We start from the raw sequence: 14537 nt of genomic DNA, 5'->3' as shown, positions 1-14537 counted from the left end.
AAAGTCTTTGAGTAGATTCAGCTGGTTGATTCCCGGACGATGAGCCGGAAGGGGGCCACGAGCTCGCGCCCGGGGCGGGGAGAACGGTCTTTGATCCGTTCGGTGAGAAGAGTGAGCGCCGTGCCGACCATCCAGTCATGGTCCGGGGCGATGATCGAAAGTGAGGGAACGGAGAATTCCGCCTGCTGGATATCGTCGAAGCCGACGACCTTCACGCCCTCGGGGACACGGAGCCCTGCGTCCCTGAGGCCGCGGATGATGCTCTCTTCAACTGTCTGGAGCTCGGTTTCCGGATGTCCGTACTGCCGTCAAGACTTACCTCCAATTTCTCCTCCGATCCGGCAACCCTCGACAAATGGAAGCGCCGAGAGCCTTGCCTTTTTGTGTTAGCGCTAACATAATCTATGTCAGCCTCTTACGGTACTGCCTGTCCCCCCTCCTCCTGCTTCGTCAAGGACACACCATGACTATCACCCTGGAACCCACCCCAAGCCTGCACCTCGTAGCCGGCAGCGCCGCCGAACTATCCATCCGGCTGGCAGAGGCCTTCGAGGCCCTCCTCCCCACAGCTATGGCCCTGGGAGACCACGGCATCCTGGTCACCCGCCTGAACGACCGCGAATACCTCGTGGCGCTGGATCCCTCAGTCCCCTTCGGCACCACCATCGAGCGTTGCGCCTGGGATCGCCCCGGGTCAAAATGAGCCGGTCGAAAGCACCCTGGCGATACGGGACGCCTAGCTGCTCGGGGCACCGATCGACCATGGAGTGCGCAGCGCACGCTCTGTGAGCAGCCGCCGCTCGCCGACGATGGTCACCTCAGCCGCCACAGCGGCCTCGGCTGCCGACGGACCGGCGATGAGGTGCAGCGGGCCGGGGTCGACTCCGAGCGCCCCGTATTCGCCGGTGACCGCGAGCCGGGCAGCGTCTACGTGGAAGGAGACCGTGCGCGATTCACCGGACCCGATCGGGATCCGGGCGTACCCGATGAGTTGTACCGCCGGGCGAACCACCGGCGCCGACGGGAAGGCCGCGTAGAGCTGGACGACCTCTACGGTGTCATCGCCGTCGTTGCGTATTGTCACGGCCGCGTCGAGCGAGCCGTCAGTGCTGAGGGTCGCTGCGGCGGTGATTGTTTCGTACGTGATAGCGCCCCGGGTGAGTCCGAAGCCGAACGGGTACAGCGGTGTGTTGTCCAGGGCGGTGATCCCCGGGTTCCAGAGCCCGAGCGCCGGCTGCAGGTACGTCGTCGAGGCGTACGGATGCCGCGGGATCTGCACGGGCAGGCGTCCTGTTGCCGGAACGCGACCGGAGAGCACTCCGGCAACCGCGGCGGCGCCGTCGGCTCCGGGGAAGAACGCCTGGACGATGGCACGGGCCTTCCCGTAGGCGCCAAGGGCGTACGGACGACCGGACAACACGACCAGGATAGTCGGCACGCCCGTGTCGAGGACTGCGGTGACGAGCGTATCCTGCCCTCCGGGCAAGCGAAGGTCCGTGGCGTCGCAGCCTTCGCCTGAGGTACCGTCGCCGAACAACCCGGCAATGTCTCCGACCACCACGACCGCCACGTCGCTGTCGCGAGCGAGCGCAACAGCGGCGGAGACGGCGTCGGAATCAGCGGAAGTGATTTCACCACCGGCCTCGAACCGCACCCGGTCCGCTCCGAACTCCTCGCGGATAGCAGTAAGCATTGTCGGAATCTTGATGCCGAGGTCGTGCCCGGGGTGTTTCGAAAGGACATGGTTGGGGAACGCATAGCATCCGACGAGGCTGCGGAATTGGTCCGCCGCCGGGCCGAGGACCGCGATGGTCTCGGAACTGAGAAGCTCCAGCGCATCCTCGTCGCGCAGCAGCACAACCGACTCCTCGGCGATCCGCGCGGAGATCTTCCGATTGTGGCTGCTGTCGAGATCGACGTTTTCGGCATCGACCGGGACAGGCGGCGCGTCATCGAAGAGTCCCGCCTCGAACTTGTGCCGGAGGTGGCGCTGCACGGAGCGGTCGAGGTCGCGCTCGTCGACGACGCCCTCCCGGATCAGGCGTGGCAACTCGCCGTACGCCGCTGTCTGCGGAAGTTCGACGTCGACTCCTGCGCGCAGGGCCAGCCGGCCCGCGTCAGCGGTGTCGACAGCGACGTGGTGCATCGCAGAGAGGAACGGCACGGCCCAGTAGTCGGCGACCACCGTGCCCTCGAAGCCCCAACGATCGCGCAGCAAGGTCGTCAGCAGGTGCCGGTTTGAGCTGCTTGGCACCCCGTCGATATCTGTATAGGACGTCATGACACTGCGGGCACCGCCTTGCCGCAGTGCGGCCTCAAATGGAGGCAGCACGGTGTCGGCGAACTCGCGCGCACCCATGCTGACGGGCCCGTGGTTGCGGGCACCGCGGGATGCCGCGTACCCGGCAAAGTGCTTCAACGTCGAAATAATCCCTGTGCTCTCCAGTCCCGCGACATACGCGGCACCAAGCTGCGAAACGACGTAGGGGTCTTCGCCGAGGGTCTCCTCAACGCGGCCCCAGCGGTAGTCCTTCACCACATCGACCACGGGGGCGAGTCCCTGGTGGATGCCGAGAGCGCGCATGTCGGAGCCGATCGCTTCCGCCATCTGGCGGACCAGTTCCTCATCGAACGTCGCTGCCCAGGCGAGTGGCGTCGGAAAGGCGGTCGCGCCGTAGGCCGCAAGACCGGTGAGGCACTCTTCGTGTGCGATGGCCGGAATGCCGAGGCGGTTGCCGGCAACGACCCGCTCCTGCAGCTCGCGTAGGCGGCGCACGCCCTCGGCGACGGTGACCGGTTCCGTGCCGAAGACGCGAGTGAGCTGGCCGAGCCCGCCTTCAAAGGGATCGGCGTCCGCCCCGGGACCGCCCTCCAGTTTTGGCGCGAAGTCGTCTGCCGAATCGGTAAGCCAGACGGATCCGAGTTGGGCCGCCTTCTCTTCAAGGGTCAGCTCGGCGGTGAGCAAGCGCGCGCGTTCCTCCGCAGGGAGCGATCGATCCCGCCAGCCCCGCTGGTTGCCGGTATCCGTCAGACCGGTCTCGGGCAGTGCGGCTGTGCTGGAAATGTCGTGCAGCATCAGCCTTTGAACGCCCCATCCATAATCCCCGACACCATGCGCCGGCCGACAAAAAAGAACACGATCAGCAAGGGCAGCGTAGCCAGGAACGAGCCGCCCATGGCCAGAGCCACATCAACCGTCCGGTTGGCCTGGAGTTGCTTGAGTGCGATCTGCACGGTGAACAACTCCGGCGATTTCAGGACAATGAACGGCCACATGAAGTCGTTCCAAACCCCTGTGAACGTAATCAGTCCGAGCACGAACGCGGCCGGACGCACTACCGGGAATGCGATCGCCCAGAACATCTGCCACGAATTGGCACCGTCAATGCGGGCGGACTGAATGAGCTCGTCGCTGACGGTGGTCGCCATGTGTTGGCGCATCCAGAAGATACCGAACGCACTGGCAAGCCCGGGGACGATGATTGCTTGCAGCGTGTCAACCCAGTCAAGTCCCGAAATGATCAGGTACTGCGGGATCACGCTGAGCTGCGCAGGGACGGTCATCGTCAACAGGACAATGAGGAACAACACATTCCGGCCAGGGAACTGAAGCTTGGCGAACGCGAAGCCTGCCATCGCGCACATGATGGCGGAGACGACGGCGATCGTGAGCGAGACGAAGACGCTGTTCATCAGCGAAGCGAAGAACGGGACGGTGTCGAACACCTTCGCGGCGACGTCGAAGAACTGCGTGCCCGGGTACATTCGCGGCGGGATCGAGGTCACGGCTGTGGCTCCCGCAGACGCAATGACGAACATGTAATACAGCGGGAACACCGACACGACGACGGCGAGCGCGAGGAACACGTACACGCGCCGACTGACTCTGCCGCCTTTGCCGCGGCGCTTGGGGCGGCGGCCCGGCTTCACTCCGCGTGCGGCCACCCGCTGCGGGATGACCTCATCGATTACGTCGGACATCAGCGGGCCTTTCGCGTACGTGTGGACAGGAAGAAGTTGAGGAGCGATACGAGAACGACGATCACGAACAGGACGACGCCGATCGCGGAACCGTAACCGAACTTGAACAGGCCGAAGCCCTGCTCGTAAAGAAAGAGGGACAGGGTCTGGCACTGTCGGCCCGCGCCGCACGTGAGGCCCGATTCGGGCGATACGAGAAGCGGCTCCGTGAAGATTTGCAGCCCGCCGATGGTCGACATGATGACGCTGAAGACGATGATGGGGCGCAGCGACGGGATCGTCAGGTGGCGGAACTGCTGCCAGCTCGAGGCGCCGTCCACGGAAGCCGCCTCGAACATCTCCCGGGGCATCGACTGCAAACCAGCCAGGTAAAGCAGCGTGTTGTACCCGAACCAGCGCCACATGACCATCGCGGAGATGAGGATCCAGGAGCCGTAGTTGCTCGCAAGGAAGTTCACAGACGGGAGCCCGAACAGCCCCAGGACCCAGTTGATGAAGCCGAAGTTCTTGTCGAAGATCTGGGCGAATACGATCGCGGTCGCTGCGACGGAGGTGATGTACGGGACCAGCAGAGCCATGCGAAAGAAGTTCGCCCAGCGCAGACGCGCATGGTTGAGCAGGTGCGCGAGAAAGAGCGCGAGAAGCAGTTGCGGGATCGTCGAGATCAGGAAGATTCCGAACGTGTTCAGGAGCGCATTCCAGAACCGTCCGTCGGCGAAGAGCAACTCAAAGTTCCTGAGGCCGACGAAGGTCTGCTTTCCAATGGGATTCCAGTCGAACAGCGAGACGTAGAAGGTGAAGAGCAGGGGGAAAAGTCCGAAGACGATGAAGATGATGAAGAAAGGCGCAACGTACGCGTAGGGAGCGATCCGCTCGGAGAGCGAGTTGCGGATCCGCGTAGCCTTCTGAATCGGGCCTTTGCGCTGATTGCGGGAGAGAGTGGCTGTCGCCGTTGACACAGGGGTACCTCCGTCGAAGGGGTGGCCCGGCGCTGTCCACGCCGGGCCACCCGGGTGGGTGGGACGGTCAGCCGCCGATGGCCTGCTTGGCCGTGTGGAGGGCGGTCGCCCAGGCTTTATCGGAGGTGACGCCGCCGGCTTCCAGCTGGACGAGGGTGTTGAGGAGCGCACCGTTGATCGGAGTCGTGTCGGGGCCGTTATAGAACGACGGGAACTTCTGGACGGAGGTGGCCATGACCTTGCCGATCTTCGAGTCTCCGAAGAACGGGTCGGTGTAGTCGAGGACTGACTGGCTTGCAACGGCTGAGGTCGCCGCCGGGAAGGTGCCCGACTGCGTGAAGTGGTCCGTTTGGCCTTCGGCCGACATCATCGTCTTGATGTAGTTCCAGGCAGCCTCGGGGTGCTCGGCGCGGGCCGGGATGGCAATAACGCTGCCACCCCAGTTGCCGCCGACGCCGGGCACGCTGGCGATGCGCCACTTGCCTGCGGTGTTGGGGGCGTCAGTCTTGATGCCCTTGAGCATCCATGAGGGAGCGATGGTGACGGCGAAGGCACCGTTCGCGCGGCCTGGACCCCAACCCGAGGACCACGCCGCAATACCCGCACTGATGCCGGCGTCATGGGTTTTGACGGCGACATCGAATGCGTCTTTCACCTGGGGGTTCGTATCGTAGACAAGCTTGCCGTCGGGCGAATAGTACTTCTCGCTGACTTGGTTGACGGTCGAGAAGAAGACGCTGGTCTCAATATTGTCGACGAACGGCTTACCGGTGGCGGCCGTGTACTTCCGGCCCATTGCGATGAACGAGGGCCAGTCCTTCCACATGGCAGCGACCTCGTCGGGCTTTGTCGGCAGACCGGCCTTCTCGAAGAGATCGGCACGGTACGCGAAGCCCAGTCCTCCGACGTCCGTCGGGATGCCGATGACGGAGCCGTCCGGCGCGGTCGCGGCACCGGCGGCCCAGCCGAGGTAGTCGTGGCCGATGTTGTCGCCGCCGAGGGTGCGCAGGTCAAGGAAGTTGGAGCTGTTCTCGACGAACTTGGGCAAGTCGTCATTCTGGATCATGACAAGGTCGGGGACCTTGCCCCCGGCCAGCGCGGCGGTGAGGGCGGTGGCAGTCTCAGTCGTGCTGCCCACCTCAGTCAGCTTCACCTTCGCGCCGGGCACTTTCTTGGCGTACTCATTGACGCTGTCCTTCGCGTTGATCCCGGTGAAGGACCAGAAGGAAACCTCGGCATTCGGATCAGCCGATTTGGCGCCGCCGCCGGACGACGAGCATCCGGTCAGAGCGACGGCAAGGGCTGCTGCAGTGGCGACTATCGCCGTCAAGCTTCTTTTCACGACAATTCCTCTTCGTCGGGGACTTGCAAGGGATCTCAGAGCCTTCGGGCTCCGGGTGAGAGAACGATCTCTGGCGACAACCGTAGTCTGCCGTTCAGCGCCACGCAATAGCAATTCATGCCAATAGTTACTTCACCGGAGTATCGATCTCTATACTCGTAGGCAACAGAGATTGGCCAATGGGACGGGTTCCGCTGACGGGATATCGTTCTCGTGGGGACCTGGAGATCGAAGTCTGGAGCCCTGGTCTCGCGTCGAGGACCGACGCCGATCGTCGACGACCCTCAGAAGGATGCACAATGCCAAGACCCACCCTGGTGGACGTTGCCAAGATTGCGGGCGTGTCCCGCGCCACGGCTGCGCGGGTACTCGCCGGAGAGACGAAGGTCGACGCCAGGATGGCAGCCGCTGTCGAGCGCGCCGCCAAGGAGCTGGGCTATGAGGCCAACAGCGCCGCTCGTGTGCTGCGAGGCGGACGCGCCGGGGCGATTGCGCTCATTGTCGCCTTCAACGAGCTGGACAGCCTGACAGGCACGTTCTTCACGTCGGTGCTCAAGGGCGCTGCGAAGGGCCTTTACGCCGGCGAGGTCCAACCCGTCCTGCTGCCGGCCGACCACGAAGATGCCGACCGCATCCCACGGTTTCTGCGCTCGGGGGCGATCGACGGTGCGATCGTCATCCTTCAGCACGAGATCACCCATCTCGCGCAGGCGCTCGTCGACTCCCCCGTGCCGATCGCGTGGGTTGGGCGCCCCCGCGTCGCTCTCGCTCCCGACGCGATCGTCGTCGACTCCGACAATTATGGAGGCGGCAGGCTCGCCGCGCGGGCGCTGGTCGACGCCGGACGCCGACGGCTGGGCATCATCGCGGGCCCAAGCGATATGGAGCCAGCCCGCGACCGCATCAGGGGCTGGCGCGACGAGCTCGCGCAGCTCGGCATCAACGACAGCCCGATCGTGCATGGCGAGTTCACCCTTGTGAGCGGTTCGGCCGCGATGGCGCGCCTCCTCAAGCGACACCCGGACCTCGACGGCGTCTTCGCGTCCTCCGACCTGATGGCGAGCGGAGCGATTCGGGTCCTCCAGGCCGCCGGTCGCGATGTCCCGTCCGACGTCGCCGTGATCGGCTTCGACGACGTCGCCATCGCGACCACCATGGATCCAACACTCACGACGGTTCGACAGCCGCTGGAGGATATGGGCCGGGTCGCCGCAGAAACCATCCTCGCGGTCCTGCAAGGGCGCGACGTCGACCGGCAGCCCATTCTTGACACCACCCTTGTCCAGCGAGAGTCGGCATGAACACTTTTGTGACAGCCACCGAAGCCCCCTCTTGGGAAGAGGGACTCATCGTTGGCAGCGGGCGGATCGGCGCCGTCGCGTACGGTCCGGCCGACGCGATCACGATTTCCCTCGCGCACGAGCGCTATTTCCTCCCGGTGAACCCGCGACCCGACGCACCCGACCTCACTCCTGTGAGGGAGCGGCTGCGGGACGCGCTACTCTCCGGCGATGCCGACGTCGCAAGCGAAGCGCTCGGCGACGGAGTCCGCGCAAGCGGGTACGACGACGGCCTGATCTGGACCGATCCGCTCGGTCTCTGCGCGACACTCACCATCCGCGCCCCCGGCGGCGTCGCCGAGTCGCAGCGGACCATCGATCCGCTTCTTGGCGAGGTCGCGGTTGAGTGGACCGATCTCGAACTCAGGCGGCACGCGCTCCGGCTCATCGCCCCGCACGGTGGCGAGTATGTCCTGCTTGCGCTCGAATCGGAACCCGAGAGCACAAGCATCATCGAGCTCGGCCTGGGCGCCGGCGCGCCAGCGTCCTTTGACACCGGGGTTCCCGACGCTTCCGCCGCGGTCAGCGCCAGTGTCGACGGCGGGGCCCGCGGCTTGCTGGTGGCCGACGCGGGCGACGGATCGACTGCGGTCCGGGCCGCCGTCACGGCGGTGACCGGAACGCAGTGGCAGGTCGATGGGGACGTCACGCGCTCCAGCGTCCAAACGGGGCCCGGAGCGTCGCGGCTGGTCCGGGTGGACCTCACGCTGCCGAGCAACGGGCACAGCGTTGAAGCGGCCTGCGTCGTGCCGGCGTCGTGGGACACAGTCCGCAGCGAGCAGCGGCAAGCGCGTTGCCCCCTCACCGGCGCATCGCTGCTGGATCTGCGGGGCACCTCGTCCGCGTCACGAACCGAAGACCTTTGGGCGGCGGCCCGCGCCGGCGACGACGGCGCGCGCCGCGGCGTGATCGAGGCAGCGTATTTGAGCGGCCGGGCAAACATCATCGCCTCCACCGGCGAGCTGCCACCAACCCTGCAGGGCGTCTGGCAGGGCACCTGGCGCCCCGCCTGGTCGGCCGACTACACCCTGAACGGCAACGTGCAGAACGGCGCCATGGCCGGCATGACTCCCACGGGCACCCCGGAGCTTGCCCTGTCGCTCCTGAACCTCGTGCTCCCCCACCTTGACGACTACCGCGATAACGCACGCCTCGTCTTCGGCGCCGAGGGCATGCTGTTACCCTCACGGATGTCGACGCACGGCCGCGCCGACCATTTCGCCGAGCAATACCCCCACCTGTTCTGGACCGGGTGCGGCGGCTGGGTTCTGCGGATCGTAGCCGATGTGGTCGCCACCACCGGCGACCGATCGATCGTCGATGACAGAGTGTGGGAACTTGCCGAAGGAGTCCTCCGTTTTGCCGAGACCGCATTGCTTGAGGTCGACGGCGTCCGCAGAATTGTTCCTTCCTATTCACCCGAGAACACACCGGAAGGCGCCCGGGTCCCCCTCGCGACGGATGCGACGATCGATGGTGCCATTCTCCGTGATGCCGCACGGGCGACGGCGCTACTCGGCCGGGCCCGCGGCGACGACTCCCTGGATGAACGATGGTCACGTGTCCTACGCGATCTGCAGCCCTATCGCGTCGCGGCAGACGGCACTCTCGCCGAGTGGCTCGACCCCCAGTGGAGTGAGAACATCGCGCACCGGCATGCCTCCCAGCTTTACCCGCTGTGGTACGAGATTGATCCGGCCTTCGACGGCGACGGCGAGGAGGCGACGCGATTGCGTGCGGCCGCCTCTGCGACCGTGAGGAACAAGATCGCGTGGCGTGCTGAGGCGCCCACCGCGCCGCCTGGACGGATGGAGATGGCATTCGGCCTCGTCCAAGTCGGGATGGCCGCTGCGGCGCTCGGGGATGCAGCGGCGGCCGAAACCTGCGTCAACTGGCTCGCGGTTGAGCACTGGAGCCCGGCCCTGACAACAACGCACGATGCGGGCAGGATTTTCAACCTGGACGCCAGCGGAGGCCTTCCAGGCCTCGTTGCCTCGATGTTGCTCGGGTCCAGCACCGACTCGCTGTCAGTGCTGCCGGCCCTGCCCGCCACATGGCCGCGCGGCAGCGTGACGGGACTTCGCGCACGCGGGGGCCTCGCCGTAGACCGGCTTGACTGGGAGCCGCAGGGAGCCTCCTTCACGGTGCGTCGCCTTCCTGGAGCCGGGTGGCTGGCACCGTCGGCGGGGACGCGGATGCGGCTCCCCCGCGCCGCGGCAATCCGCGTTGACGGCGAGCCGCTGACGGGCACACAGCTCAACATCGGCGGGCGGCCCGTTCGCGTCGAGCTGGAGTGGCTGCGCGACTAGGTCAGAAATCGATCTCTTGCTTTACTCGCACGGCGATTGACGGTATGAATGTCTCTATGCCATCCTCCCGGGTGATCCATCTCACCACCGATAACGTGTCCGTTCTCCTCACTCAGACGGCAGGTGCGCTGCCTGTGATTGCGCACTGGGGCCCTCGGATCCACGCGAGTGACCGCGACCTCATCGAATACGCCAGAACCGGCGTCCGCACCGGGATTGGCGGGCAATCTGACGTCCCATACGAGCCCGGCATCCTGCCCGAGCACTCGCATGGGTGGGGCGGCCTTCCTGGCATCAGGGCCCATCGCGCGGGCGCCGCATGGTCACCGCGGCTGGATGTGGTTTCGGTCGCCGTGGACGGTGAAACGCTCGCCGAGGGTGGCGTGGCTCAGCGGGAGGGTGGTCTCGTAAGCATCGATGCGAACGACGAGTGGGCCGGAATCGGCGTCAAGCTAGAGATCGATCTCTCTGCCTCCGGACTGCTTCGGACACGGGTGAGCGTGCGCAATGACAGCGATGCACACGGACACCTCGAAATAGTCGGCGTGAACCCAGCCCTGCGCGTGCCGAGCGATGCGCGCGAAATACTGGATTTTTCGGGCCGCTGGGCCACCGAGAAGATCCCGCAGCGTCACCCCGTCGTCTTCGGGACCCACACGCGCGAGTCCCGCCGCGGCCGCACCGGCCTGGACGCAACAACAGTCGTCGCCATCGGGACGCCGGGCTTCGACGCGGGCGCCGGCCGTGTGTGGCTCTGCCACGTCGGCATCGGCGGTAACCACGAGCACGCCGTCGAGCGGAGTGACGGGCATTTGGCCTTCCGCGGCGGCGAACTCCTCTTGCCCGGTGAAGTGCGCCTGGCAAGCGGTGAGAGCTACGTGTCCCCCTGGGTTTACGGCAGCTTCGGGACGGGTCTGGACGACGCCGCCGCCCACTACCACGGCTTCTTGCGGGAGCGCTCACGTTCTTCGCGTCGTCCACGCCCTGTCACGCTCAACGTATGGGAGGCGGTGTACTTCGACCACGACTTCGGCACCCTGGCAGAGCTCGCGACGCGCGCTGCCGGTCTCGGAGTCGAGCGCTTCGTGCTCGACGACGGCTGGTTCCTGGGCCGAAGGGACGACACCGCCGGTTTGGGCGATTGGACCCCGGACCCGGTGGTGTGGCCGGACGGTCTCGGCCCGCTCGCGGAGCACGTCCGTGGCCTCGGGATGGAATTCGGCCTGTGGGTCGAGCCCGAGATGATCAATGAGGACTCCGACCTCGCCCGCGCGCACCCCGACTGGATCCTCAAGGCGCGTGCGGAACTGCCGCCACGTTTCCGCTACCAGCAGGTGCTCGACCTGAGCAATCCGGAGGCTTTTGCGCATATTCTCGGGGTTCTCGATGGCCTGGTGACAAACAACGGCGTGACCTACCTCAAGTGGGACCATAACCGCGACCTGATCGACGCGGGCAACCCTACGACGGGAGCGCCCGCCGTGCACGATCAAACCCTCGCCCTGTACGAGCTGATCGATGAGCTGCGCCAGCGACACCCCGGGCTCGAGATCGAAAGTTGCGCGTCGGGAGGCGGACGCGTCGACCTCGGGATCCTCGAGCGCACCGACCGCGTGCATACCTCCGACAATCATGACCCCCTCGACCGCTCCCGGATGCTCCGCTGGACCGGACTCCTCGTCCCGCCCGAGATGCTCGGCTCTCACGTTGCCTCACCCGTTTCCTCCGTCACGGGGCGCACCAGTGATCTGCACACCCGCTGCGCGATCGCGTTTCTCGGTCATTTCGGCATCGAGTGGGACATCCGAGAGCTGGAAGATGCGGAGGCGGCCATCCTTTCGGGCTGGATCTCCGCGTATCAGGAGCATCGGGAACTCATCAGCACCGGCCGCGTCGTCGCCGATGGCGACTTTGACCCTGGTGCGCCGGCCCTGCGCGGTGTCGTGGCCACGGACGGCTCGGAGGCGATCTACACCATCGTGACGCCGCAGCTGTCCGCGGATTCGCGCCGTCGAGTCCGCCTGCCAGGGCTTTTGGCGGAGGCGCGGTACCGCGTCGAGTCCGTTCGACCCGACTCGCTCGGCCCCTGGTGGCTGAGTCCGTACTGGCTGGACCAGACCGCCGGTCTCGACTCCGATGCCGAGGCGCCGTCCTACTCGGGGAGCCTTCTCCGGGAGGCGGGTCTCGACCTGCCCACCTCACTCCCGGACCGGGTGCTTGTGCTACGACTGGTCCGCGTCGATGCCTGAACGTCCGCCACGCCTCCGGGTCAGGGCAGCGGAGGCGGGCGGCCGAATCACCGCCGGCTCGCTCCCTCGCGACGGTACGCGGCGTCCCGGAAAGTAGTGCCTTGTGTCGAAAATGGTGCGCAGCGGGAAGCGGGGCGCCCTCCAACAGCTTCTGCGAAGGACACCCCGCTGGGTCCGGCTACTGCTTGTTCAGCCACTCTACGAAACGGGTGTCGAAAATGGTCGCTTCGATCTTCCTTCCATTAGTGGCATTCAGGAATGCGATGTTGCGTCCACCAGCTACGAGCGGCTACGAACGCAGTCTGTGGCACCTTTAGGGAAACTACTTCCATCCGCGTCCGGTTCCGCGGACCTCAGCTCAGCCACTCCTTCAGCGAAATGTTCCCAATGCGGGCGTCCCCGAGGGGAACGATGCTCGTCTCTTCGATCGGCATACCGAAGTAGCCAGCCTCAATATCAATGACCACTGCGCGCGGATCATTGTGAGCAGCGAGAACCCGGGCCACGAATTCGTTAATTCCTGCGCGCTCAGGGCCTGCTATCTCAACGACACCGTTAGTCGCGGGTTCGACTGCAGTCTCCGCGACGATGCGAGCGACGTCCGCTGCAGCCATCGGTTGCATCAGGTGACTAGTCACATAAACCGATCCGTCCCGCGTGCCGGCGTCAGCAATCATCGGGATGAACTCGAAGAACTGAGTGGCGCGCAGCAGGGTGTACGGCACTCCGCCTTCCCTAATGGCTTTCTCCTGCGCAGTTTTACCGGCAAAGTAGCCGATAGCCCCGATACGGTCGGTTCCGACTACCGATAGCGCCACATGATGCCGCACACCGGCCTTTTTCTCAGCGGCAAGAAGGTTGCGGGATGAGGCGGAGAAGAAGGGGACGACCACCTTCTCATCGAAATCGGCAGTGTTCGTCAGGTCGACAACGACATCGGCCCCCGCCATCGCCTCATCCAGCCCCAGGCCAGTCACCGAATCCACTCCGGTAGACGGGGACGCCGGGATCGCCTCATGGCCCTGGCTCCTCAGGAGTTCCACAACCTGCCTGCCGATCAGGCCAGTTCCGCCGAAAACTACGATCTTCATGATCTTCCTTCCGATAAGTGGCGTATAGGAATGCGGTGGCATTCCGTCCACCAGCTATGACCGGTTACCGAATCAACTTGTGACAGCCGTTGAAGATCGCGCTTTGGTTCAACGCCGAACGTCGTAAAGCCGGCGAGCCCGTCTGGGCCAACTCTCCGAACCACTGGCCGGGCCGTGGGGCGGCGCGCGGATCGCCCAAAGCAAGCCATGAAAACGGCGGTCGGGGCCCTCTCCTACCCGCGGGGACCTCGCCAGACCCGGCTGGTCTCAGACATCATCCACGCTAGGTGGGCCAACCAGCTTAACACCGGAGAGCTTGTCGGGGTTCATGGTCCACAACAGCCGGTCAATACCATCGGCAGAGGCCGTGACCGTCACGACGGCGAATACGACACCATCCCGTGCCAGTCGTGCCGAAGGCCTACCGTTAGCCATGAAGAGGTCGGTATCGACCCCAGCCCAGAAGCGTGACGCGAACGCCCTGTAGTACTTCGCGACCCGTTCCCTTCCGACAACAGGGAACTTGGAAGCCCGAACCTTACCGCCGCCGTCTGAGTAGCTGACGACGTCCGCGGCGAACAGTTCCTCCAATGCAGCGAGGTCCCCGGTTCGTGCAGCAGTCAGGAATGCTTCCAGCAGACGCTGCTGCTCGCCCACGCTCACCGCCACGCGCTTCTCGCCAGCAAGGCGTTTGCGCGCCCTGCTCACCAACTGGCGCGCGTTCGTTTGGGTCTGTTGGATGATCTCCGCGATATCTTCGTATGGGTAATCGAACGCCTGCCGCAACACATAGGCGGCCCGTTCGGTCGGCGACAGCTTCTCCAGTATCAGCAACACGGCAAACTCGAGCGCTTCACCATGCAGTGCGCCTAGTTCAGGGTCGGCGCTTGTGTCCACCGGCTCCGGTAGCCACGGACCGACATACATCTCACGACGAACTCGTGCCGACTGCCCAGCGTTGATGGCGAGACGGGTGGCGGTGGTCGCCAGGAATGCCGGTGCGTTCCGAACCGTGCTGCGGTCGTAAGTCTGCCAACGAATCCACGTCTCCTGCACGATGTCCTCCGCCTCGCTGACACTGCCGAGCATGCGGTAGGCGATCCCAAACAATCGGGGACGGACATCCGCGAATACCGCCGATGCGGTTTCTAATTCGGCGGCTGACCCGGAGGCGGCATCCATGCGCCAATGGTACTGCCCTATCGGGTGGAGCACTGGCGCCGGTTTATGGCCCAAACATTCCATTCGCTCGAGAGCCGCAGCATG

Annotated in this window: 11 protein-coding genes; 4 read left to right on the top strand and 7 right to left on the bottom strand. The window is 65.2% G+C overall.

Annotation, left to right across the window (positions count from 1 at the left end; genetic code table 11):
* Window positions 1–17 precede the first annotated feature (17 nt).
* Window positions 18–215, bottom strand: a complete 198-nt coding sequence (locus ACN9M4_RS09330) for a substrate-binding domain-containing protein (RefSeq protein ID WP_426303237.1) — start codon at window positions 213–215, stop codon at window positions 18–20.
* 248 nt (window positions 216–463) lie between these two features.
* Here ACN9M4_RS09330 and ACN9M4_RS09325 point away from each other — a divergent pair, with 248 nt between their 5' ends.
* Window positions 464–703, top strand: a complete 240-nt coding sequence (locus ACN9M4_RS09325) for a hypothetical protein (RefSeq protein ID WP_426303236.1) — start codon at window positions 464–466, stop codon at window positions 701–703.
* Window positions 704–736: 33 nt separating this feature from the next.
* Here the strand turns inward: ACN9M4_RS09325 and ACN9M4_RS09320 are convergent, their stop codons facing one another.
* The 4 genes from ACN9M4_RS09320 to ACN9M4_RS09305 form a co-directional block, all read right to left on the bottom strand.
* A complete protein-coding gene (locus ACN9M4_RS09320) occupies window positions 737–3076 on the bottom strand; it encodes a beta-glucosidase (RefSeq protein WP_426303235.1) in 2340 nt (779 codons plus the stop codon).
* Entirely contained in the window at window positions 3076–3981 is a 906-nt protein-coding gene (locus ACN9M4_RS09315; RefSeq protein WP_426303234.1) for a carbohydrate ABC transporter permease, read from the bottom strand. Before ACN9M4_RS09315 ends, ACN9M4_RS09320 begins: the two co-directional genes overlap by 1 nt.
* Entirely contained in the window at window positions 3981–4940 is a 960-nt protein-coding gene (locus tag ACN9M4_RS09310; protein WP_426303233.1) for a carbohydrate ABC transporter permease, read from the bottom strand. The genes ACN9M4_RS09315 and ACN9M4_RS09310 overlap by 1 nt, the downstream gene beginning before the upstream one ends.
* Window positions 4941–5007: 67 nt before the next feature.
* Complete coding sequence (locus ACN9M4_RS09305) at window positions 5008–6282, bottom strand: ABC transporter substrate-binding protein (RefSeq protein WP_426303232.1); 1275 nt, start codon at window positions 6280–6282, stop codon at window positions 5008–5010.
* Window positions 6283–6581: 299 nt separating this feature from the next.
* Between ACN9M4_RS09305 and ACN9M4_RS09300 the strand changes: the two genes are divergently transcribed.
* From ACN9M4_RS09300 to ACN9M4_RS09290, 3 genes are read left to right on the top strand one after another with little or no spacing between them, the layout of a single operon-like run.
* A complete protein-coding gene (locus ACN9M4_RS09300) occupies window positions 6582–7583 on the top strand; it encodes a LacI family DNA-binding transcriptional regulator (RefSeq protein ID WP_426303231.1) in 1002 nt (333 codons plus the stop codon).
* Window positions 7580–9931, top strand: coding sequence for a glycosyl hydrolase family 95 catalytic domain-containing protein (locus ACN9M4_RS09295; RefSeq protein ID WP_426303230.1), 2352 nt, complete (start codon window positions 7580–7582; stop codon window positions 9929–9931). The genes ACN9M4_RS09300 and ACN9M4_RS09295 overlap by 4 nt, the downstream gene beginning before the upstream one ends.
* A 56-nt stretch (window positions 9932–9987) precedes the next feature.
* Window positions 9988–12180, top strand: a complete 2193-nt coding sequence (locus ACN9M4_RS09290; protein WP_426303229.1) for an alpha-galactosidase — start codon at window positions 9988–9990, stop codon at window positions 12178–12180.
* Between the two features lie 353 nt (window positions 12181–12533).
* Here the strand turns inward: ACN9M4_RS09290 and ACN9M4_RS09285 are convergent, their stop codons facing one another.
* Together ACN9M4_RS09285 and ACN9M4_RS09280 are read right to left on the bottom strand one after the other, a co-directional pair.
* Window positions 12534–13271 carry an SDR family oxidoreductase gene (locus ACN9M4_RS09285; protein ID WP_426303228.1) on the bottom strand — a complete coding sequence of 246 codons (738 nt, stop codon included), beginning with the start codon at window positions 13269–13271 and terminating at the stop codon, window positions 12534–12536.
* 267 nt (window positions 13272–13538) lie between these two features.
* Window positions 13539–14453: an RNA polymerase sigma-70 factor gene (locus tag ACN9M4_RS09280; protein WP_426303227.1), complete on the bottom strand. Its 915-nt coding sequence runs from the start codon at window positions 14451–14453 to the stop codon at window positions 13539–13541.
* Between the last annotated feature and the right edge of the window lie 84 nt (window positions 14454–14537).

It is taken from the genome of Arthrobacter sp. R-11 (assembly GCF_049913155.1).
In the GTDB taxonomy this organism is placed as follows: Bacteria; Actinomycetota; Actinomycetes; order Actinomycetales; family Micrococcaceae; genus Arthrobacter.
The sequence above is the reverse complement of the archived record's forward strand: the minus strand, read 5'-3'. Positions and strand labels throughout refer to the sequence as shown.